Here is a 22,141-nt window from a genome sequence, read left to right on the forward strand (position 1 = left end):
ATGAAGATAAAGACATTTATAGATCAGTTTTTTGCTTTCACGCAGAAAGAGTTTTTCCATATATTACGCGACCGGAAGACGTTGCTGGTGTTGATCGTGTTGCCCATCACGCAGTTGTTGATCTTCGGGTTCGCGCTGAACAGCAATTTGACGGAGATGCCCACGGCTGTACTGGATTTGTCGAATGACCCGTTGAGCCGGCAAGTGGTGGCGGAACTGGATGCCAGTACCACGTTTCACGTGATCGGGCGGGTGAATTCGATGGAAGAGGTGGACGAATTGTTCAAGGCGGGCAAATTGTCGCAGGCATTCGTGTTTATGCCGGGGTTCGAGAAAAGTATCAAGCAGACCGGGACGGGAAATATGCAGGTGATCATGGATGCCAGCCTGGGGATCAATTCTTCAACCTTGGAATCGCATATATTAGTGATTCTACTGAAGTTCCAACAGCGGATGAATGCCGACCGGGAGATCCCGATACAGATCATCCCGGAAGTGAAGATGCGGTATAACCCGGAGTTGAGCAGCGCCTTTCATTTCGTGCCGGGAGTGATCGGCATCGTGTTGATGCTGGTGTGTTCGATGATGGCTTCCCTTGCCATCGTGAAAGAGAAAGAGTCGGGGACGATGGAAGTGTTGCTCGTGTCGCCGATACGTCCGCCCGTGATTATTCTGGCGAAACTGGTACCTTACCTGATCGTGGGCATGTTCAATATCGTGATCATCCTGTTGATATCGGTATTCATATTGAAAGTGCCGATCGCGGGGAATATTATCCTGCTTTTCTTTATCGGCACGATATTCACGTTGTCGTCCTTGGCATTGGGTATCATGGTTTCGGTGTTGACCAAAACGCAACGGAGTGCCATTATCGTTTCCATCGCGGGATTGATGCTCCCGGCAATCGTGATGTCCGGGTTTATATTCCCGCTGGATGTGCTGTCGCCCGCGATGCGTGTTGTCGTGCATTGCATGCCGGTGACGTTGTTCATCTCGGCGGCAAGAAATATAATGATCAAGGGGTTGGGGATGGTTGCCGTTTACCGGGAATTGATCTGGATGGCAGTGATAACGGTCGTTTTGATTGTTATTAGTATCAAATGTTTTAAAAATCGTTTGTCATGAGAATGTTGGGCTTTTTGTTGCAGAAGGAATTTATTCAGATATCGAGAGATAAAATGATTTTATTGCTTTTGTTCCTGATCACGGTGATCCTGTTGTTTATCCTTCCCCCGGCGGCGAAAGTGAAAACATCGAAGATTGCTTTAAGCGTGGTGGATCATGACCGTTCCACCACATCGGCAAGTTTCTTGCGCAAGCTGACCAGCTCGAACCAATTCGTGATCGGGGCTTACGTGAATTCTTATGACGAGGGATTGGCGGTGATGGAAGAAAACAAAACTTCCGGTATTCTGGAAATCCCGAAGGGGTTCGAGAAAAATATCATGGAACGGACCGCGGCACCGATCCTGTTGGAGATTGATGCCGTGAACGGGGTGACGGCAGGACTTTCGTCATTTTATTTCCTTCAGATCATGGAACGGTACATTTGGGAGTATATCGATGGTTTCGGATTCCAACCGGGATTCCGGCTGGAGTCGCAAGAAGAGATATTGGCACGGGTGGAGGCGGAAGCCCAGGCGGAGATGATGAAACGGGCCCGTGCGGAGGCAGAATCGCAGGCCCGTATGGCCCGGGAGCAATCCTTGATGATAGCCCGGGCTGAAGCCGAACAGGCACAGATGGAGGCAGAGGCAAGCCAGCAAAAGATGCCGGAGTCAATAGAAACAGCGGTGACAAGGAAGGTGAACGAGGGGATGGGGGCGGAAGCGGTTGCCGTGCCGGGATTCGCGATGAACACGAACGTGCCGGATGTCGACATACCGCTTATCGAGAAACCCGCGGAAGCTAATTTCGAGCAGGTAAGAATGATCGTCAACAACCGGTATAACCCGGACGGAGAGTCGAGCCTGTACCAGATCCCCTCGATATTGGCGATACTGGTGTGTCTGATCGGGACGGTGTTGTCGGCCTTGAATATCGTGACGGAAAAAGAAAACGGAACGATAGAACAGATGAACGTGAGCCCGGTGAAGCGGAGCGCTTTTATCTTCTCCAAGATCATTCCTTTTTGGGTGATCGGAATGGTGATTTTGACGATCGGCCTGATTATCGTGTGGCTGGTGTACGGGATTGTACCGCGAGGGAGTTACGGGAGTATATACATTGTTTCTTTCTTGTTTCTGGTTGCCATGGTGGGATTCGGGATATTGATCTCCACGGCTTGCCGGAATCAGCAACAGGCGATGTTGCTCTGTTTTTTCTTCTTGTTGATTATCTGTTTATTATGTGGTATGTGGACGCCGATAGACAGTATGCCGGCATGGGCACGGGTGATTGCTGATATCAATCCATTGCGATATTATGTCCAAATGATGCGACTTTTTTTTGCCTATGGCAGTGAATTGCGTCACGTGTTGCCTCAGATCGGAATGTTGTGCGTGTTTATAGTTGTGTTTAACGGATGGGCGATTTGGAATTTTCGAAAAGCAAAATAGTTTAATATTAAATTTTAAGAGTATGAGAAGTATTGTATGTTGTTTGATTTTCACGTTGTTTACTTTCGTGGGATTTTCTCAGGAAGGTGGGGTCGTTTTCGAGGAATTGACCTATAAAGAGGCTTTGGAAAAGGCAAAAAAAGAGAACAAGTTGGTATTCCTGGATGGTTACACGCAATGGTGCGGACCTTGCAAGGGAATGGCTCGGGCGATTTTCCCGTTGAAGAAAGTGGGTGATTTCTTTAATCCCCGGTTTGTTTGCGTGAAATATGATATGGAAGCGGGAGAGGGTATTGAATTGGCAAAGAAATTCAATATAAAATCGTATCCTACTTTTTTGATTATTCGACCGGATGGAACCGTGCAGCACCGGATTAACGGGGGAACGCCTAAAGCGGAGGATTTTATAGCCTGGGTAGAGATGGGATTGAACGAGGAAACTGCCTTGTATCCCTTGTCCCAAGTGTATGCATCCGGGAAGATGACGAAAAAGCAAATGGCAAATTACCATGTGGCGTTGGTCTATGGCGGATTTAAGGAAAAAGATGCGGAGATTAAAAAAGAATTGGCTGGAAAACTGACAGACAAGGAGTGGTTGCAGAATGACTTTTTCTTTTTGTTGAAAGAAAACGGGTACGGCACGGAGAGGTTCAATTTCGCGGTAAAGAATATATCCACCTTGCGGAAAAATATGGAAAACCCGGAAGAAGTTGATTCTTGGCTGTTCTATGTTTACCAAGGGGCGATAAGACCTTATTTCTCGTCAGAAAAGTTTAAGACTCCGGAAGGAATAAGCGATCTTAAAGAAATCGGTAAGAGTATGAAATCTGTCAAAGCGGATCAACTGGAGTTGTCGAAATCCCACTATGCTTTGGTAAACGGGTATGTAAATAAAAATGTAGAAAGCGTTATGTCCGCACTGAAAGATAAAAAGTTTTGCATGAATGGGGATAATGTACGGGTTGTCATGAAAGTGTTGGAGTATATGGCGGACCAAAGTCAGGAGCAAGCCCAAAAGTTGGTAGCCGCGGGAGAAAAAATGGTACCGGAATTGGATGTGAGATTGAAAAAGAATTTGAATGACTTGATAGCTAAATACAAACAGTAATTTCAAGAAAAAACGACATAGCGCCGGGTAACAAGTGTAATTATCGATCGAATCCCAACAATCTTTTTTTTAATTTTACGAGTTGGCTTTTCATTGGGTTCGCGGGGGGAGATGGGTAATTGCACGGGTTACCTGGTTGCTTTTCCAAAAAAATATCTATATTTGTTGTCACCCATTTTAGGATTTTTCCTGTCGTAGGGGTGAGAAGAAATATATTGTTATGAGCGAGATGCCGGAAGATATAGTCCGTTTGGTTTTGAAATCTTTAGAAGAGTGCCTGACGGAGGACGAACAGAAACATATAGACGAATGGTTGCAGGCTAACCCCGGAAGGGTGGAGGAAATGCAACAATTGAAGCGGTATGCGGCAGCGGGGCGTGATATCCGGACTTTTAGGCAGATTAATATAGATGATGCCTGGAAGCGGATAGATTGGCAAACAGAAAAGGCTCCGGGATGGAAGCGCAGGCGTATGGCTCCTTACTGGTGGAGTGCGGCGGCGGTTGTTGTGTTGGTTATCGTGGGAGTTCTCTTTATGAATCGTCCGAAAGAGCCCGTGAGTACTACGTTGATAGCTTCCTCGGCGGGTTTTAAACCGGGGTCACAGAAAGCCACGTGGGAATTGCCGGGAGGAAAACTGATCGAGTTGGAAGAAGATGGGGTTCGCTTGCTCACGGGAGAAGACGGGAGTGTACTGGGGCGGGATTCTGCAAATACATTAATTGTCGGGAAAGGTAGAAAAGGAGAGGTGGAACAAAGCGTGATCCGGGTTCCGCAAGGAGGTGAGTATGGAGTGGTGTTAGCCGATGGAACCAAGGTTTGGATTAATTCGGAGAGCGAGTTGAGCTTTCCTTCGGCTTTTGAAGGAAAAGATCGTGTCGTGGAATTGAAGGGGGAGGCTTATTTTGATGTGGTTAAGGATGCCGGACATCCGTTTATCGTGAAGACTGGAGAAACAGCGATACGTGTGTTAGGGACATCATTCAATATATGCGGTTACGCCGAAGACGGGTACCAGCAAACCACATTGGTATCGGGTTCGGTAGAAGTGGATTACCGGGGAAAACAGTATCGGTTGACTCCGGGAGAGCAATTGGAAGTTCGGGAAGAAGGCGGGGAACCGGAGATCAGGAAAGTTGATGTCCGGTTGTACACTTCTTGGAAAGACGGGATGTTCCGTTTCTTGGATATGCCTTTGGATGAATTGACCGTGAAATTGAAGCGGTGGTATGATGTGAATTTTGTCTTTGAAAATGAGGCTTGTAAAGCCTATCGATTCTCGGGTGCCGTGCGAAAGGACGTTGATTTTAACGAATTTATTCAATTGGTGGAAACAACCACGAATGTGAAATTCGAGATTGACGGGGATAATATTGTTATAAAAGAAAAATGAGGAAATTAAAAATTTTGAATAGTCCCTGTTTATAGCTATATTTATAATCAAAATATTCGCTTGCAGGAGTGAATAATAAAATACTTTACAATAAAGCGGGAGTATTATGAGATGGACATGGGTGTGGGTCATCGTGCTCGTTTTTGGAGTATTAGGAAAGGGAACTGCGCAGACGGTAAAAATGACAGATTCGGTGCAGACCTTACGAATGGTGTTCGACGAAGTCGAGCAGCAGACAGGTATGCTCACGCTGTTCAGCAATAACGAGTTGGATATGCACCGGGAGGTGAAACTGGAATCCCGGGAATACACGCTAAAAGAGTTGTATGAATACTTGTTGAAAGGCACTGGTCTGGAATTCGAAATATTGAATCACTACGTGGTCATCCGTCCTGTCCGCCGGAAGAATGAGGACGGGAAAATGCTGGAAATAAAAGGAAAAGTATCGGATGAAAGGGGCGAACCGTTGCCGGGAGTAAGTATCGTGGTCAAGGGTTCGAGCCGGGGTGTGATTACTGATGCTAACGGCGAATACCGGATTTTATTGCCGAAAGTAAAAAGTGTAATATTGCTTTTTTCTTTTATCGGGAAGCGAATGAAACAGGTGATGTATTTGGGCAAGGGAGATTTGAATATCGTTATGGAGGATGAGAATCAGGAAGTGGAGGAGGTGGTTATCACGGGGTTCCAGAATGTTTCCAAACGCCATCTGACGAGTGCCGTGACTTCGATGAAGGCGAGCGAGATCATGTTGCCGGGAGTGACGACGATAGACCGGATGCTGGAAGGACAGGTGCCGGGAATGATTTTCATGCAGAATTCCGGGCAGATAGGAGTTGCCCCGAGATTGCGTATCCGGGGAAGTTCCACGATATTGGGAACGCAGGAGCCTTTGTGGGTGATTGACGGCATTGTGCAAAACGATCCGGTAAACGTGGATGCCGGACAGATTAATGATCTGGATTTCGTGAATCTGTTGGGGAATGCCATTTCCGGGTTGAACCCGAACGACGTGGAACGGATCGACGTGTTGAAAGATGCTTCGGCAACCGCTTTGTACGGGGTGAGGGCAGCAAACGGCGTGATCGTGATCACGACGAAAAAGGGGCAGGAAGGTCCGTTGAAAGTAAATTACAATTTCACGGGCTCATTAACTACACGTTCCAGGTACACGGATGCTTCTGTTGACGTGATGGATGCCTTGGAGCGTATTGATTATTCGCGGGAGATCATAGAAAAAGGGATTGTACTCTCGAATATCAGTTCGTGGGTAGGGTATGAAGGGGCATTGATGGAGTTTTACCGGGGTGAGATTTCTTTTACGGAGTTTCAGGAGAAGGTGGGATATTACGAGAAAAATAACACGGATTGGTTTGACGTGATTTGTCGGGATGCTTTTTCGCATAATCATAATTTGTCCTTGTCGGGTGGAACGTCTTTAATAAAGTACTACGTGTCGTTGGGGTATAACCGGGAGAATGGGGTGTTGAAAAAGGAGCATGGGGATCGTTATACGACAAGTGTATGTTTGTCCGGAAGTTATAAGCGTTTCGGTTTTTCGTTCGGGATGACCGGTAACGTGCAGAAAAGGCATTACACGCCATTGGAGGTGGGATTGCTGAATTATGCTTATAACACGAGTCGTGCCGTCCCTGTTTACAATGAAAACGGATCACTGTGGTATTATCCCCGGCAGGGAACAACGTATATGGTGAATTATAACGTGTTGAATGAACGGGATCATAGCGGGCAGATTGTGGAAGGGAAAGGAATATCGTTGAACATGAGTCTGGATTACCGGTTAACGAATACATTGAAAGCGGAAACCGTGTTGGCTTATCATTGGAATAACACGGATCAGGATATTTATTTCGGGGAGCAAACGGCTTATGCGGCTGATTTGCGGGGGGATTTGTACGACGGGGGACAGGTGCGGGGTGTACTTCCTTTCGGGGGAGAGTTAAGGAAGGATGACACGAAAAGTTATAGTTATACCCTGCGGGGACAATTGAATTATAGTCCCTATTTGGATAAAGCCGGGAATCATTCTTTCTCGGTTGTTATCGGGGGAGAGGTAGTTTCCTCAAAATACACGGGAAGGAAACAAATATATCGGGGAGGACTGTCCGGGGATGGGAAATTGATTGAACCCGTGGATGTGGAGGAATATCCGGCATTTGGCAAATGGTCGTCGGAAACCCCGGAAGTACAAGGAATAGCAAAACATCAGGTGACGAATATGGCTTCTTTGTACGGTTCGCTAACCTACTCGATACGAAATATATATATATTTAATATGAATGCACGTATCGATGCTTCCAATAAATTCGGGAAGGATGCCAACAAGAGGCTTTTGCCTATCTGGTCTGTATCCGGGCGTTGGAATATGAAAGACGGGGTATTGCGTAACTTGAAATGGGTAGATGATTTTTCGCTTCGCTTGTCTTTCGGTTACCAGGGAAATATGTTGGAGTTGGAAACTTCGGAGATGGTCATTGAAAAAGGCGAGTGGGATGATCGGATGGAATCGGATAAGTCTTATATTTATAAGTTCCCGAATCCTAACTTGGCTTGGGAAAGAACTTCTTCTTTAAACTTGGGAACAGACTTTTCGTTTTTCGAGGGGCGGTTGCGGGGAACGGTTTCCTATTTCTATAAAAAGACTCGGGATGCCTTCCTGAAAAAGAAAATATCTGTTATCAACGGAGTTCGGGAATATGTCGTGAACCAGGGAACGATAGAGAATCAAGGGGTAGAGCTCGGGTTAAGTTGTTATTTGGTTGCCTCGAAAGGAAAAGGAACTTTCTCGTGGCGGGTGGATCCCCAGTTGAGCAAAGTGTTGAATAGGTTGGTGAATGAGGATAAAGGGCGAGATCAAGTGATGCACAACAGTTACGGTTATCAAGACTATATCGATGGGAATGTTCAGATCGTGGGACGCCCGTTGAACTCGTTCTTTTCTTATGAATTTACCGGGTTGAGTTCTAAAGATGGTAGACCTACATTTGCTAATATCGGGGAAGAGAATTGGGAGAAATATGCAGAAATGACCCATGAAGATGTTTTTCAAACCGTGATGAGTTTTTCCGGTTGCCGGATGCCTTATATTCAAGGGGGTATCGGGAATACGTTTACTTATCGGAATCTGGCATTAAGTTGTAATTTCACGTATAGCGTGGGATCGAAAGTTCGGTTGCTGAAATTGTACAATAATATAAAAAGTGTTGTACCTCAACCGGCAGAGAACCTGAGACGGGAAATGTTGAATCGCTGGAAACGACCGGGTGACGAGAAGTACACGAATATACCCGGGATTTTGCCGAATGCCGAGTTTTCCGAGACGGTGAATGCACCATGGTGGAGAAACGAATTGTTCAAGTTTGCAGAGAATATTTGGCAGATGTATAATGACTCGGATATTCGGGTTGTTAGCGGGAATTATTTGAAATTGCAACAAGTGAGTTTGCGTTATGCCCTGCCGGAACGTTGGTGCAAGGCAATGCAAATGGATTCCTTGCAACTTTCCTTCACGACACTTCATTTAGCGACATGGTGTCACCGGGCGTTGAAAGGACAAGATCCGGGTACACAGACCGGCACGTCTTCTAATATTAATGTTCCGGTGCGTCCTTCTTACACGTTTAGTTTGAACGCAACATTTTAATGTGATCGTGCAGATATAAAAAGGAGAGGAAAATTAATTCCAGACCTTTTTATAATTCATGTGCCTATTTGCTTTTTTTGTTTTTTAGCGGTGTTTCATGCGTCGCTTCTTCTGCCACGTAAGATGGTACATGTTTTTTGTCTTTGCTTTTTTTCGGTTTTTTGTTACCAGCAGCACCCATAATAAATCCTCCTAATAATTTAAAAATTAAAACTATAAATTTAAAATGAGTAGAAATCGGTTATTCGGAAATAGCTGTTCTATTCACGGGGAGGGGAAAGCAAAAAATATGCCAAACAGGGATGTGTCGTCAAGTAATTAATTCGTATATTTGTGGTGAAAATTAATTTATATGAAGCATAATTGGAAACCGGGGAACATGATCTATCCCTTGCCGGCAGTGTTGGTAAGCTGCGGAAGCGAACCGGGGGAATATGCCGTATTGACAGTAGCGTGGGTGGGAACGATATGTACCAATCCGCCGATGTGTTATATTTCCGTGCGACCAGAACGGAATTCTTACCCGATCATTCAGAAAGATATGGAATTTGTGATTAATCTCACGACCAAGGATATGGCGTATGCCACGGACTGGTGCGGGGTGCGTTCCGGGAGGGATTACAACAAATTCGAGGAGATGAAGTTGACACCCGTGCCGGGAAAGGTTGTGAAGGCTCCCATCATCGAGGAAGCGCCCGTTTCGATCGAGTGTCGCGTGAAAGAGATTGTACCGCTGGGGTCGCACCATATGTTCATTGCTGACGTCGTCAACGTGCAGGCGGACGACCGTTATCTGAACCCGGAAACCGGCAAATTCGAACTCGCCGATGCGGAGCCCTTGGTATATCTGCATGGCGGTTATTTTGAATTGGGAAAGAAAATTGGTAAATTTGGTTGGTCAGTGGAGAAGAAAAAGAAACGATGAACGATATAACTTGAAGTGAATGATAGATACAATAGAAAGACACCCTTTGGAACCCTTCCTGCCTGCTAATGCCCGATTGTTGATGCTTGGGAGTTTTCCCCCGCCGCAGGCACGTTGGTCAATGGATTTTTACTACCCGAACTTGCAGAATGATATGTGGAGGCTTTACGGGTTGTTGTTTTTCGGGGATAAGGACTATTTTCTGAAAGAGGGGAAAAAGTCTTTTGATAAGGAACGGCTTATCGCTTTCCTGAGTGAAAAAGGTATCGCCTTGTTCGACACGGCAATGGAGATCATCCGGCACAAGGGGAATGCTTCCGACCAGTTTCTGGAAGTAGTGACCCCGATCGATCTGAAACGGGTGTTGGATCGGATTCCCGGGTGTTGTGCCATCGTGACCACCGGGCAGAAAGCCACGGATACTCTGTTAGAGCAGATTGAGGCGGTTTCACCGCGGGTGGGAGGGTATAGCGAGTTCATGTATGACGGTCGCCCGATGCGTCTTTACCGGATGCCCTCGTCCTCTCGGGCTTACCCGAAACCGTTGGAGGAGAAAGCGGCGGATTACCGCGTGATGTTTCATGATTTAGAAATGTTGTAGGGATATGAAAACACTGTTGTTTATCGTGGATATGCAAAACGACTTTTGCTCGCCCGGCGGTTCTCTTTATGTGCCGGGTGCGGAAAAGGACGCAGAGCGGTTGGGAAGGTTGATCGACCGGAAGGGAGAGGAAATCGACAAGATTATTCTTACTTTGGATCAGCATCACGTGATGGATATAGCCCATCCTGCGTATTGGCAGAATGCCAAGGGTGAACACCCCGCGCCTTTCACGACCATATCGTGGTGGGACGTGTTGTCCGGAGCATGGATACCCTTTGGTGACAAAACGTATGTCGTGGAATATTTGCGGCAACTGAAAGAGACGGGGGAGTATCAACACATGATCTGGTCAGAACATTGCCTGAAAGGAAGCGAGGGGGCAGCCATCATTCCGGAGTTGTTTGAGGCTGTTGTCCGTTGGGCTTGCGGGGGACGTTATTACGAGACCGTGGAAAAAGGGCTTCACCCGGGCACGGAGTTCTTCGGTGCATTCCGGGCAAACGTGCCTGTAACGTCTGCACCGGAAACCACGTTTAACATGAAGTTGAAAGAGGAAATGGAGCAGTACGACACGATCTGGCTGGCAGGGGAAGCCCGGACACATTGCGTGGCGAACACGTTGAAACAGTTGTTCGATTTCCCGGAAATCATCCGCCGGATGGTCATCCTTGAGGATTGCATGAGTAATATCCCGGGATGCGATGAACTGGCTGTTCCGATATACGGGACGGCAGCACGCCTCGGGGCACGTTTCGTGAAGTCCGATGCCTTGTTGTTGGAATAAAATAGAAAGATGATAATACATGACTTTTTAGATAATGATTTGTACAAGTTCACGACGATGAACGCCATCCAGAAGAAATTCCCGGATGCGGAAGTGGTCTATCGGTTCGTGAACAGGGGAAACACACTATTTCCTCCCGGTTTTGCTGAGGCGGTGAAAAAGGAAGTGGACGCAATGGAGAATTTGGCATTATCCCGTGAGAACGAACGTTTCCTGCGTGGGAAGTGCTATTATTTTGATTCTGTGTTCTTCGATTTATTGAAGGGCTTCCGTTTCAATCCGGAAGAGGTGAAAGTAAGTCAGCAAGGAGGTGTCCTGGATGTAGAAATCCGGGGATTATGGTACCGGACGGTATTATGGGAAGTGCCTTTGCTGGCAATTATCTCGGAATTGTATTTTCGGCTGACGGGACAGGAAGCGCGAGGCATGGAGGAACGAGCTGCGATGAAAGCCCGGGCTTTCGCGGAACTGCGCGCGGAGATTTCCGAGTTCGGCACCCGTCGCCGCTTTTCTTTCGAGGTGCAGGATCGGGTGATTGGCATATTGAAGGAAAATATGAAAGAATTATTGAACGGCACGAGTAACGTCTACTTTGCCATGAAATACAACCTGACCCCGATGGGAACCCACCCGCACGAGTGGTTCATGTATCACGGGGCGCATTTCGGTTATCGTTCGGCGAACGCTATGGCACTGGCGAACTGGGTGGATGTGTACGACGGATCTCTCGGAATCGCCTTGTCGGACACGTACACCTCGGATAATTTCTTCAATAGTTTTGACACGAAGTACGCCAAGCTCTTTGACGGTTTGCGGTGGGATAGCGGTGATCCTTTCGAGTTCACGGAGAAAGCGTTGCGTCATTACTGCCGGCATCGGGTCGACCCGACGAGCAAGACCGTCGTGTACAGCGATGCCCTCGACCTGGAAGGCGTCAAGAAGATCAAGGAGTATGTCGCCGGGCGGCTGCACGACGTGTACGGTATAGGCACGTATCTCACGAATGATGTGGGCGTGACGCCCTTGAACATCGTGATTAAATTGTTCGAGTGCCGCCCGAAGGGAAGCGACGTGTTCCTGCCCACGGTGAAATTGTCGGACGTGGCAGGCAAACACACGGGCGATCCGGATGAAATAGATTTATGTTTGAAAATGTTGAGATTGGAAAAATGAAAGCGTATTTGTTTATAGAGTATCCGGCGTGTGGGACTTGCCGCAAGGCTAAAAAATGGTTGGACGAACAAGGTATCGGGTATACGGATCGCCACATCGTGGAGCAACGCCCCTCGGTGGAAGAATTGAAAGAGTGGCAGGTGCGGAGTGGTATGCCATTGAAGAAGTTTTTCAACACGAGCGGTTTGTTATACAAGTCCATGCAACTGAAAGACAAGTTAGACGGGATGAGTGAAGACGAGCAACTCTGCTTGTTAGCTTCCGACGGGAAGCTGGTAAAACGTCCTCTGGTGATCGGTGATGGTGTGGTACTCGTCGGTTTTAAGCCCGAGGAATGGATAGAACGGTTAAAATAAAGAAAAAATGTTAGTTACATACGAGGATATTCGGAACGACGAGAGTATCAAAACATATATAGATGAGGCGGACAAGGTGTTGCTCGCCATGGGGTACACGGAACATTCTTTCTCACACGTGGTGAAAGCGGCGAAGATGGCGGAGATGATTCTGTTGACGTTGAATTACCCGCAGCGCACGGCGGAGTTAGCCAAGATCGCAGGGTATATGCATGACATTGGCAATATCGTGAACCGCATCGACCACGCCCAAAGTGGAGCGGTGATGGCATTTCGTTTGCTTGACCGCATGGGAATGGATCCGGCAGAGATCGCCCAGGTCATTAGTGCAATCGGTAATCACGACGAGGGAACAGCGGCCGCTGTCAATCCGATCGCTGCGGCACTGATCTTGGCAGACAAGACGGATGTACGCCGTACCCGGGTGCGCAATCAGGATTTTGCCAGTTTCGACATTCACGACCGCGTGAATTATGCCGTGGAGGAATCCCGCATTTACTTTAACGAGGATAACACGTCTATTATTCTGGACTTGAAAATTGATACCTCGATCTCTGCCGTGATGGATTATTTCGAGATATTCTTGGGACGTATGCTATTGAGCCGTAAAGCCGCCGAATACCTGAAGATACGTTTCGAGTTAATTATTAACGGGCAAAGACTGCTATAACCCCGATTCATTTTAGATCTCACTCATTTCCATCCCCCTCCAAGGGTAGAGTACAGGTTGACAACGGAAATCAGTTCATCACGGACAGCATTGTTAAGGCTGATTTGGGCGTCGAAGTAACCACGTTGGGCGTCGAGAACATCGAGGTAACTGATAACACCGTTGATGTATTGCAGGTTGGCAAGTTCCATGTACGAGCGGGCGGCTTGTTCCAGTCGTGAGCGCGATTCTCGGATTTCACGTATCTTGTAGAAAGTGGTTAGGGCATTATCCACTTCCTTGAATGCTGTGAGGACAGTTTGTTGATAGTCGTAGGTGGCGGCTTCGAGGGCGGCACGGGATGCCCGGAGTTTTGCTCGGTTGTTGCCTGCATTCAGCAGGGGAGCGAGCAATTTGCCACCGACGTAGAAGTAAGGGGCGGAGAGAAAGTCGCTCAGTTGGCTATCCTCTCGTCCGTAGCGGGCGGTGAGTGTCAGTTGTGGGAACATACTCGTGTAGGCAACGCCCACTTTGGCGTTGGCGGCTTTTAGTTTGTATTCCGCTTGCCGTAAGTCGGGACGGCGTTCCAGCAGGGACGAGGGCAGTCCCACGGGTAGTTCGGTCGGCAGGGTTTGTTCGTCGATGTTCTTGCCGCGGGGAATGCTACCGGGATAGTGCCCCGTGAGCAGGGATATATCGTTTTCCTTAAGGCGTATTTTTCGCTCGAGGTCAGGGATGAGGGTGCGGGTCTTGGCAAGCTCCACTTCTGCCTGGCGGTATGCTGTCTCGGAAGTCAACCCGCCCTCGAAACGGAGTTTGGCGAGGCGTACGCTCTCGGCTCGGGCGTCATAAGTTTGCCGCACGATGGAGAGTTCCATATCGAGAGCCTGCAACTCGAAGTAGGCTTGTGCCACTTGTGCCACGAGAGTCATTCGCATTGCCCGTTGTCCTTCCACAGTCTGAAGATAGGCGGCAAGGCTGGCTTGTGAACCCCAGCGGAGTTTCCCCCAGAGGTCGAGTTCCCACGAGAGAACGGCTTCCACGTTGTAGGTATTGCCCGGCGAACGGTCATATTCCCGCTCTCCCAAGGCGTCGGCACTCAACTGGGGAAACAATTTTGACTTCTCCACACGGTGGGCAAATTGGCTTTCTTTTACCCGTGCCGCTGCTGCCAGCAAATCTTTGTTATAGGCGAGCGTGGTGCGAATCAAACCTTGTAGCACGGTGTCTGTGTAGATTTCCGACCATTGGATGTCGGCGACCGTCAGCGTGTCGGTGATAGGCTTGTCGGAGATTTTCTCCGGCAATTCGAGTTCCGGGCGGGTGTACTCTTTGCCTAGCTTGCAGGAGGAAAAAAAGGTGACTCCGGCAAGGAATAAGAGTATGATGGTGGTATATCTTTTCATGACTTTTTCATTTTGTGAACTACTTTCTCTATTTGCACGAAGAAGAAGGGTACGAGGACGATGCCCACGGTGATGGCGACGAGCATACCGAAGAAGATTCCGGTACCGATGGAATGGCGGCTGGCAGAACCGGTACCGCTGGCAAGTACCATCGGAAGCATACCCAGCACGAAGGCGAGGGATGTCATCAAAATAGGACGGAAACGGGCACGTGCGGCGGTGATTGCGGCGGTGACTGCATCAATTCCTTTGTCTACCTCAACTTTGGCGAATTCTACAATCAAGATGGCATTCTTCGCCGCAAGACCGATCAGGGTAACTAACCCGATCTGAAAATAAACGTCGTTCTCCAACCCGAACACCCACACGCCGAGGTATGCGCCTAAGGCGGCAATCGGCAGGGAGAGCAACACGGCAACGGGTACCAGCCAACTCTCATAGAGGGCGGCAAGGAAAAGGAACACGAATATAAACACAAGTGCCATGACCATTCCGGTTTGTCCCTCGGCTTTTTTCTCCTGGAAGGACAAGCCGCTCCATTCAAGTCCGATATTGTCGGGCAGGTGTTGACGGGCTATCTTTTCTATCGCCCGCATGGCATCGCCGGAACTGTACCCGGGGGCGGCTTCACCGTTAACGACGGCGGTCGAGAACATATTGAAACGGCGGATGGAGCCAGGACCTGTGGTGTATTGCGGGGCTCCGAGCGCAGTGAGGGGTACCATGTCGCCTGCCGAGGTCTTGACGAAAAACATGTTCAGGTTTTCCTTCTGCATCCGGTAGGGTGCTTCCGCTTGCAGGTACACTTTGTATACCCGGTTGAACATATTGAAGTCATTGACATATACCGAACCGGTGTATGCTTTCATTGTCGAGAAAATATCCGCCAGCGGGATGCCAAGCAGTTGTGCCTTGTCGCGGTCGACGTCGAAGTAAAGTTGCGGGATTTCCGCCTGCAACGACGAGGATACCCCGGCAAGTGCCTTGTCTTGTGCTGCATATTTCACCAGCGTGTCTACGGCGGAAACAAGGTTCTCGAAGGTGGCTCCGTTACGGGCTTCCACTTGCAGCTCGAAACCACCGGACGATCCCAGACCAGGGATGATGGGCGGCGTGGAGAGGAAGACCTGTGCTTCCGGGTACTTGAAGAACTCGGCGCGGATGTCGTCCATCACGTCCTCGATAGACATATCACCTTTTTTCCGGTCTTCCCACGGTTTGAGAATCACGGTCAGCTCGGCGCGCGATTGTGCCGTCCCCACGCGGGGGCTGCTCCCCGTCACGTTCTGCACGTGGGCGACGGCGGGATGTTGTTTGATATATTCTATGGCTCGGTCAGTCACCTTACGTGTGCGTTCGAGCGTGGCTCCTTCCGGCAAAGCAAGTTCTACTTTAAAGTATCCCTGATCTTCCTCGGGAAGGAAACTGCTCGGGATCACCCGGTTGAGCACGAAGATAAACACCATGGCTATCCCGAATCCGGCGACGATGCGGCGGGGGTGGGAGAGTGCCCTTTGCAGAAGGTGTATGTATTTGTTATTCCCGAGTGCCAGCCATTCGTTGATCTTGCGGAAAACGTAGCCTTTTTTACCTGTCGAAGGGCGCAATAATAGGGCACACATGGCAGGGCTTAAGGTTAGTGCCACGACCAGCGAGATCAGCACGGATACGACGATCGTGATGGCGAACTGGCGGTAGAGCATTCCCGTGATACCGGGCAGGAAACTCACGGGCACGAACACGGCACCCAGCACGAGCGAGGTGGCGACAAGCGCACCCGTCAATTCCTTCATAGCTTTACCCGTTGCTTCACGGGGGGATAATCCTTCTTCTTCCATGATGCGTTCCACTCCCTCGACGACGACAATTGCGTCATCGACGACGATACCGATAGCCAGTACCAACCCGAGCAGGGTGAGCATATTGATCGAGAATCCGAACGCCAGCATAAAACCGAAGGTACCGACCAGCGACACGGGCACTGCCACGAGCGGGATCAACGATGCCCGCCAGCTTTGCAACGAGAGGAACACGACGAGGATCACGAGGAACAATGCCTCGAACAAAGTTTTGTACACCTCATGAATGGATTCGGCTATATAAGTGGTGATGTCGAACGGGATATTGTATTCCACGCCCTCGGGGAAGTCGCGGCTGATCTCTTCCATCGCTTTTTTCACGTTGTTGGCAACTTCCATGGCGTTTGCCCCGGGTAGCATGAAAATACCGAGGATGGCGGCATTCTCACCGTTCAAACCGCTCTCCGTGTTGTAGGAACTCGCCTCAAGCGATACCCGGGCGATGTCCCGCAGGCGGATGATGGAGCCGTCCGGGTTGGCACGCACGACAATATCTTCAAATTCTTCCACCGAGGACAAACGTCCCGGTGCGGTGATGGGAATGGTGATGTCGACGCCGGTCATGGGTTGTTGCCCCAGCACACCCGCTGCCGACTCGCGGTTTTGGTCTTTGAGCACGCTTTGCAGGTCTTTGATGGTTAACCCGAAGTTCGCCATACGATCGGGAAGAATCCATATCTGCATGGCGTAATAGCGGCTACCGATGTTGGAAACCCGTCCCACGCCGGGGATACGTTTCAACACGTCGAGCACGTTCATCGTGGCGAAGTTACTGAGGTATATCTCGTCGAAACGGGGGTCTTCGGAGGTTAGCGCAAGGGTCATCAATTGGCTGGCGGATTGTTTCTCCACCTTGATACCGTTCTGTACAACCTCGGCGGGCAGGCGCGATTCAGCTAGTTTTACCCGGTTTTGCACGTCCACTGCTGCCAGTTCGGCGTCGGTGGAGATGTCGAAAGTGATTGTGATGGATAGCCCTCCCGAGTTGGAACTGCTCGATTCCATGTATAGCATACCCGGCGTACCGTTTAATTCCTGCTCGATGGGGGTAGCCACGGCTTGCGACACGGTGACGGCGCTTGCGCCGGGGTATGATGCCGAGATCTTGACCACGGGAGGCGTGATCTGCGGGTATTGGTCGACGGGGAGCTGAAACAAGCCGATTACGCCGACAATGACAATCAGTATGGAAAGTACCGCCGAGAAAATCGGTCGGTCTATAAAGAAGCCCGGTTTCATGGTTGTACCTCCTCTTCTTTCTTGATAGTAACCATGATCGGGTCTACCAGCGCACCCGGTGTCAGCTTGTGGTATCCTTCCACGACGACAAGTTCGTCCGCTCCCAGCCCTCGTTCAACGACGGTGGTATTATTTACCTCGGGTCCGATCTCGATAAAGCGTTTTTCCGCCGTGCTATCTCTTCGCACAACATATATATATGCGCCGCCTTTCTCGATAATAACCGCTTTCGTAGGCACGACGATAGCACTTTCCCGCACGTCAAGCAATAGTTTCACTTTCGTGAACTGACCGGGAAGCAGTTTCCGGTCGGGATTCGGCAATTCGGCTCGCACGCCGAAGGTCCCCGTCTTGGGGTTTACCTGCGGGTCGGCAAAGTCGACGATACCCGTGAGCGGGTAGACCGAGTTGTCGGCAAGCGTGATGGTCACGTTGGGCTGCCAAGAACGGTTGGCGTCTTTTTCGCCGAGCGTCACGTTACGTTTTTGGCTTTTCAGGTAGTCGAGTGCGGGGAGGCTGAAATCCACCAGCACTTCGTCGCTCTCCACGACGGTTGCCAATTGTGATTTCCCGCCGGGACCGACGAGCGAACCGATGTCGGCGTTCCGTTCACTGATATACCCGTCGATGGGGGAACGCACGGTGGTGTAGTCCAGTTCCATTTCCGCCTGCTTCAAGTCTGCTTCGCTCATCGCCACGTTTGCTTTGGCACTCTCGTGAGCGGCAACGGCGTTGTCCAGGTCAAGCTGGCTTGCGGCTTTCTGCTCGTATAGCGGACGCAAGCGTTCCTCATCACGTGCCGACTTAGCAGCTTGCGCCCGGTCTTTCGCCAGCTGCGCCTTTGCCTTGTCCACCCGTGCTCGATACAAGTCGCTGTTTATTTTAAAAAGAGGCTGTCCCCGCTTCACGCGTTTTCCTTCCTCGAAAAGCATCCCCTCGAGATATCCTTCCACGCGTGCCCGGATTTCTACCGAACTCTTGGCACGGATCTGCCCCACGTATTCACCATAAATCTCTACATTGTCCGTTCCCGCTTTCTCTACCGTCACGATTTGCCGCACGGGAGTCTGTTTGTCTTTACAAGCCCCGATGACTACTATTACCGCAAGAACTATTGTTGCACGTTTTATCTTCATGTTTCTTGTATTTTTCATTTTGTGTATTCTATTGAAAATTGTATGCTACATTGTACGTGAAAATGTAAAAATAGGTTATTTGCTTGATAGCCAATAGATGTTTTGTCATTTTTCTTGAAAATTCTCTATAATCGTAAATCGGGGAATCGTGGAATATTGCCACGGGGTGTGGAAAGAAGTGTTGATTTTATTCATTGTAACATCACATATTAACCTTGTCGCAAAGGTATTAATATTTTAGATGTATTTTCCAGATTTAATAATTGCCGATTTGTAATTCTCATGAATGAATCACTAAATCGGCAATCAACAAATGTATTAATTCTTACATCCCAAAGCTGAACGTCCCGATGCTCTCGTAGACGATGCTTAGAACGCCCACGCCGAGGATACCGGCACTGCACGCCAAGAGGCTGATGCGGGTGTAGCCGTCGGAACGGAAGGATTCGATGGGTATTTCGCTTTTGTTGATAAACATGGCTTTTACTACCCGGAGATAGTAGTATAGCGAAACGATCGTGTTCACCAGGGCGATGAATACCAGCACGTAGTATCCTTGTTGGGCGGCAGCTGCGAAGATAAAGAACTTGCTGAAGAACCCGGCGAACGGGGGGATACCTGCCAACGAGAAAAGGGTAATCATCATCACGAAGCTAAGGCGGGGATTGGTACAGTAAAGTCCGTTATAGTCGTCGATCGTGATCTTGCCGGAACGGTGTTCCACGATAGCGATCACGCCGAAAGCTGCGAGGTTGGAAAGCATATACACCAGCACGTAGTACACCAGTCCTGTCATACCCATCGCCGTGCCGCTGATGACACCTAGCATGATGTATCCGGCTTGCGAGATGGAGGAATAGGCGAAGAACCGCTTCAAGTTCTGTTGGCGTAGTGCGAAAAGGTTTGCCAAAGTGATGGTGGCAATGATTACCCAATAGAGGATGCTTTGCCATTCGTACACGAGCGGGGCAAATACCTTGTAAAGGATTGCCATAAGCACGAAGGCTGCCGAACCTTTGGAAATCACGGAAAGGTATGCCGTTACGCTTGTCGGGGCTCCCTCGTAAACGTCGGGTGTCCACTGGTGGAAGGGAACAAGCGATAGTTTGAAGCCTAGTCCCACGAAGAAGAACACGAACGCCATCAGTTGTATGGGACTACCGGTGATGCCGGCGGGAATATCCTCGAAATAAAGGGTTCCCGTGGTGCCGTAGATCAAGGATATACCGTACAGCGATAACCCGGATGCGAAAACGGCTGTAAGGATATATTTCGCTCCCGCTTCGGCTGATTTTTGCTTGTACTTGTCGAATGCGGCAAGGGTTGCCATTGGGATAGAGGCTGTTTCCAACCCGATAAAGAACATCAGAAAGTTTCCGGCAGAGATCATGAAATACATACCAAGCAAGGTCGCAAGGGTAATCATGTAAAATTCGCCCCGGCGGATGATGGTACGTTCACTGGCAAGCCAGTTGTTCGCCTGCATGAAGACGAGCAGCGTCCCGATATTGAGAATGGTCTTCATGACGCTACCCATGGGCACGTTGTGGTACATCCCCCCGAATGCCGTAATCTCGATGTTGGGCGAGAGGTTCAGCAAAGTGTGGATTCCCACGAGCACGCAGGCGATGGGCTGGAAATACTTCAAGCTCTTCTGCGAACCGAATATATCGTAGACAAGGAGTATGACAATCACCGCAACGAGTGATACTTCCTCTTTCATTAGTAAGAAATTAGCGTAAACCATGTTGTTATTTTAGATTTAACGATTTTATTGATTCTGTGATTTAGTGTAACATCGAGATGAGCGATTGCAACGATCCGCTAATCATGTCGGATAACCACAGGGGAGCTAGACCTATGCCAGTGATGGCGAGAATGAGCACGATGGTTGAAAAACGTTCGTACCAAACGGCATCGGTGAGAGCCAGGTGGTGATCGTTAACCACTTTCCCGTAAAGCAATTTGCCAACTACCCGCAGGATATATACCGCCGTGATGACGATAGAGGTGCAGGCAATGATAGTAAATACCCGGTGGAATGTGTCCGTGTTTTGGAATGCCCCCACGAAGACGGTCATTTCAGCCACGAATCCGCTTAATCCCGGCAACCCGAGGGAAGCCAGACCGGCGATCACGTAACAAACACCGAGGAAGGGCATGATACGCATCAATCCGCCCATTTCCCGGATGTCCCGCGTGTGGGTACGCCCGTAGATCATGCCGATTAACGCAAAGAACAGCGCTGTCATCAACCCGTGGGAGAGCATTTGCATCACTGCACCCGTCATGGCGGTCTGGTTTAGCATAAGGATGGCGAAAAGCACCAACCCGCAGTGGCTCACGGAAGAATAAGCGTTGATATATTTCAAGTCTGTCTGCACGATGGCGGAATAAGCCCCGTAAACGACACTGATACCCGTAAGAATGATAAATATCCATGATAACTCCTTTGCGGCTTCTGGCATGAGGTAGATAGCTACCCGGAAACACCCGTATCCTCCCAATTTCATCAATACCCCAGCGTGGAGCATGGAAACGGCGGTAGGGGCGGAGGCATGACCGTCGGGCGACCACGTGTGAAACGGGAACAAGGCACCCAGCACCCCGAAACCGATAAATACCAACGGGAAGAACCAGCGTTGCAACGCTAACGGCATGGCGTGGGAGTGTGCTATTTCCAGCAAGTTCATGGACGGCATTCCGGTACCTGCGGAATTAAAGTATATCCCGAGTATCCCGACGAGCAGGAAGGCAGAACCACCCATCAACATCAGCGTTAATTTCATGGCGGCGTATTCCTTTTTGCCACTGCCCCAGACACCGATCAGCAAGTACATGGGAATCAGCGCAACCTCGTAGAACATAAACATGGTGAATAGGTCTATCGAGATAAAGAACCCGAACACCCCGATGGATAGTAGATAGAACCAAAGGAAGTATTCTTTTTGCAGAAACTCCATTTTCCACGAGGCGAATGTCCCGGTGAAAACGATGATGGCAGAGAGTAGCAACATGGCTACCGAGATGCCGTCTACCCCGACGGAGTAGTGTATGTTCAAAGGTGCGTACCACATTGTGTCGGCAGTGAATAGCATCTCGGCAGTGTTACCGGCACCTCGTTCCCCCAGATAGGCGAACACCAATCCCACGGCGAGAACCAGCAACAGCGAAGCACCCGTGGCAACCGCTACACGAATCTGTTGTAGGTTCTTCGAGAAGAACAGCCCGCACATCGAGAGGATCGGTATTAGAACGAATAAGGATAAAAAGTTCATATTTATTAA

At 49.3% G+C, this 22,141-nt stretch carries 16 protein-coding genes; 11 read left to right on the top strand and 5 right to left on the bottom strand.

Annotation, left to right across the window (positions count from 1 at the left end):
- From A3CY_RS0100675 to A3CY_RS0100730, 11 genes are all read left to right on the top strand, one after another.
- Positions 1 to 1,125 (top strand): ABC transporter permease, encoded by a 1,125-nt coding sequence (locus A3CY_RS0100675; RefSeq protein WP_018335954.1) that lies wholly within the window; start codon positions 1 to 3, stop codon positions 1,123 to 1,125.
- Complete coding sequence (locus A3CY_RS21770; protein ID WP_018335955.1) at positions 1,122 to 2,558, top strand: ABC transporter permease; 1,437 nt, start codon at positions 1,122 to 1,124, stop codon at positions 2,556 to 2,558. The genes A3CY_RS0100675 and A3CY_RS21770 overlap by 4 nt, the downstream gene beginning before the upstream one ends.
- A 22-nt stretch (positions 2,559 to 2,580) precedes the next feature.
- Entirely contained in the window at positions 2,581 to 3,666 is a 1,086-nt protein-coding gene (locus A3CY_RS21775) for a thioredoxin family protein (protein WP_018335956.1), read from the top strand.
- Positions 3,667 to 3,886: 220 nt separating this feature from the next.
- Entirely contained in the window at positions 3,887 to 5,059 is a 1,173-nt protein-coding gene (locus A3CY_RS19955) for a FecR family protein (RefSeq protein ID WP_018335957.1), read from the top strand.
- 106 nt (positions 5,060 to 5,165) lie between these two features.
- A complete protein-coding gene (locus tag A3CY_RS0100695; RefSeq protein WP_018335958.1) occupies positions 5,166 to 8,723 on the top strand; it encodes a SusC/RagA family TonB-linked outer membrane protein in 3,558 nt (1,185 codons plus the stop codon).
- Between the two features lie 352 nt (positions 8,724 to 9,075).
- A complete protein-coding gene (locus tag A3CY_RS0100705; protein ID WP_018335960.1) occupies positions 9,076 to 9,648 on the top strand; it encodes a flavin reductase family protein in 573 nt (190 codons plus the stop codon).
- Positions 9,649 to 9,667: 19 nt separating this feature from the next.
- Entirely contained in the window at positions 9,668 to 10,249 is a 582-nt protein-coding gene (locus A3CY_RS0100710; RefSeq protein WP_018335961.1) for a uracil-DNA glycosylase family protein, read from the top strand.
- Between the two features lie 4 nt (positions 10,250 to 10,253).
- On the top strand, positions 10,254 to 11,036 hold the full coding sequence (locus A3CY_RS0100715) for a cysteine hydrolase family protein (protein WP_018335962.1): 783 nt from the start codon (positions 10,254 to 10,256) through the stop codon (positions 11,034 to 11,036).
- Positions 11,037 to 11,045: 9 nt separating this feature from the next.
- A complete protein-coding gene (gene pncB / locus A3CY_RS0100720; RefSeq protein WP_018335963.1) occupies positions 11,046 to 12,209 on the top strand; it encodes a nicotinate phosphoribosyltransferase in 1,164 nt (387 codons plus the stop codon).
- Positions 12,206 to 12,565: an arsenate reductase family protein gene (locus tag A3CY_RS0100725; RefSeq protein ID WP_026207154.1), complete on the top strand. Its 360-nt coding sequence runs from the start codon at positions 12,206 to 12,208 to the stop codon at positions 12,563 to 12,565. The genes pncB and A3CY_RS0100725 overlap by 4 nt, the downstream gene beginning before the upstream one ends.
- Before the next feature lie 7 nt (positions 12,566 to 12,572).
- The gene (locus A3CY_RS0100730; protein WP_018335965.1) at positions 12,573 to 13,235 is read left to right on the top strand and encodes an HD domain-containing protein; all 663 of its coding nucleotides are present in this window, start codon (positions 12,573 to 12,575) and stop codon (positions 13,233 to 13,235) included.
- Positions 13,236 to 13,258: 23 nt separating this feature from the next.
- Here the strand turns inward: A3CY_RS0100730 and A3CY_RS0100735 are convergent, their stop codons facing one another.
- The 5 genes from A3CY_RS0100735 to A3CY_RS0100755 all read right to left on the bottom strand — a co-directional run bounded on the left by A3CY_RS0100735 (position 13,259) and on the right by A3CY_RS0100755 (position 22,132).
- Positions 13,259 to 14,620, bottom strand: coding sequence for an efflux transporter outer membrane subunit (locus A3CY_RS0100735; RefSeq protein ID WP_018335966.1), 1,362 nt, complete (start codon positions 14,618 to 14,620; stop codon positions 13,259 to 13,261).
- A complete protein-coding gene (locus tag A3CY_RS0100740; RefSeq protein ID WP_018335967.1) occupies positions 14,617 to 17,718 on the bottom strand; it encodes an efflux RND transporter permease subunit in 3,102 nt (1,033 codons plus the stop codon). The genes A3CY_RS0100735 and A3CY_RS0100740 overlap by 4 nt, the downstream gene beginning before the upstream one ends.
- Positions 17,715 to 18,854, bottom strand: coding sequence for an efflux RND transporter periplasmic adaptor subunit (locus A3CY_RS0100745; protein ID WP_018335968.1), 1,140 nt, complete (start codon positions 18,852 to 18,854; stop codon positions 17,715 to 17,717). Before A3CY_RS0100745 ends, A3CY_RS0100740 begins: the two co-directional genes overlap by 4 nt.
- 325 nt (positions 18,855 to 19,179) lie before the next feature.
- Entirely contained in the window at positions 19,180 to 20,601 is a 1,422-nt protein-coding gene (locus A3CY_RS0100750) for an NADH-quinone oxidoreductase subunit N (protein ID WP_018335969.1), read from the bottom strand.
- A gap of 40 nt (positions 20,602 to 20,641) precedes the next feature.
- Positions 20,642 to 22,132 carry a complex I subunit 4 family protein gene (locus tag A3CY_RS0100755; protein ID WP_018335970.1) on the bottom strand — a complete coding sequence of 497 codons (1,491 nt, stop codon included), beginning with the start codon at positions 22,130 to 22,132 and terminating at the stop codon, positions 20,642 to 20,644.
- Between the last annotated feature and the right edge of the window lie 9 nt (positions 22,133 to 22,141).

This window comes from Butyricimonas synergistica DSM 23225, from assembly GCF_000379665.1.
Lineage (GTDB): Bacteria > Bacteroidota > Bacteroidia > Bacteroidales > Marinifilaceae > Butyricimonas > Butyricimonas synergistica.

What these genes read in the sequence shown, in the direction of transcription:
- A3CY_RS0100745 (WP_018335968.1), bottom strand. Translation starts at nt 18,854, where the DNA reads ATGAAGATAAAACGTGCAACAATAGTTCTTGCGGTAATAGTAGTCATC.
- A3CY_RS0100715 (WP_018335962.1), top strand. Translation starts at nt 10,254, where the DNA reads ATGAAAACACTGTTGTTTATCGTGGATATGCAAAACGACTTTTGCTCG.
- A3CY_RS0100725 (WP_026207154.1), top strand. Translation starts at nt 12,206, where the DNA reads ATGAAAGCGTATTTGTTTATAGAGTATCCGGCGTGTGGGACTTGCCGC.
- A3CY_RS0100675 (WP_018335954.1), top strand. Translation starts at nt 1, where the DNA reads ATGAAGATAAAGACATTTATAGATCAGTTTTTTGCTTTCACGCAGAAA.
- A3CY_RS19955 (WP_018335957.1), top strand. Translation starts at nt 3,887, where the DNA reads ATGAGCGAGATGCCGGAAGATATAGTCCGTTTGGTTTTGAAATCTTTA.
- A3CY_RS0100695 (WP_018335958.1), top strand. Translation starts at nt 5,166, where the DNA reads ATGAGATGGACATGGGTGTGGGTCATCGTGCTCGTTTTTGGAGTATTA.
- A3CY_RS0100755 (WP_018335970.1), bottom strand. Translation starts at nt 22,132, where the DNA reads ATGAACTTTTTATCCTTATTCGTTCTAATACCGATCCTCTCGATGTGC.
- A3CY_RS0100740 (WP_018335967.1), bottom strand. Translation starts at nt 17,718, where the DNA reads ATGAAACCGGGCTTCTTTATAGACCGACCGATTTTCTCGGCGGTACTT.
- A3CY_RS21770 (WP_018335955.1), top strand. Translation starts at nt 1,122, where the DNA reads ATGAGAATGTTGGGCTTTTTGTTGCAGAAGGAATTTATTCAGATATCG.
- A3CY_RS0100730 (WP_018335965.1), top strand. Translation starts at nt 12,573, where the DNA reads ATGTTAGTTACATACGAGGATATTCGGAACGACGAGAGTATCAAAACA.
- A3CY_RS0100710 (WP_018335961.1), top strand. Translation starts at nt 9,668, where the DNA reads ATGATAGATACAATAGAAAGACACCCTTTGGAACCCTTCCTGCCTGCT.
- A3CY_RS0100705 (WP_018335960.1), top strand. Translation starts at nt 9,076, where the DNA reads ATGAAGCATAATTGGAAACCGGGGAACATGATCTATCCCTTGCCGGCA.
- A3CY_RS0100735 (WP_018335966.1), bottom strand. Translation starts at nt 14,620, where the DNA reads ATGAAAAGATATACCACCATCATACTCTTATTCCTTGCCGGAGTCACC.
- pncB (WP_018335963.1), top strand. Translation starts at nt 11,046, where the DNA reads ATGATAATACATGACTTTTTAGATAATGATTTGTACAAGTTCACGACG.
- A3CY_RS21775 (WP_018335956.1), top strand. Translation starts at nt 2,581, where the DNA reads ATGAGAAGTATTGTATGTTGTTTGATTTTCACGTTGTTTACTTTCGTG.
- A3CY_RS0100750 (WP_018335969.1), bottom strand. Translation starts at nt 20,601, where the DNA reads ATGGTTTACGCTAATTTCTTACTAATGAAAGAGGAAGTATCACTCGTT.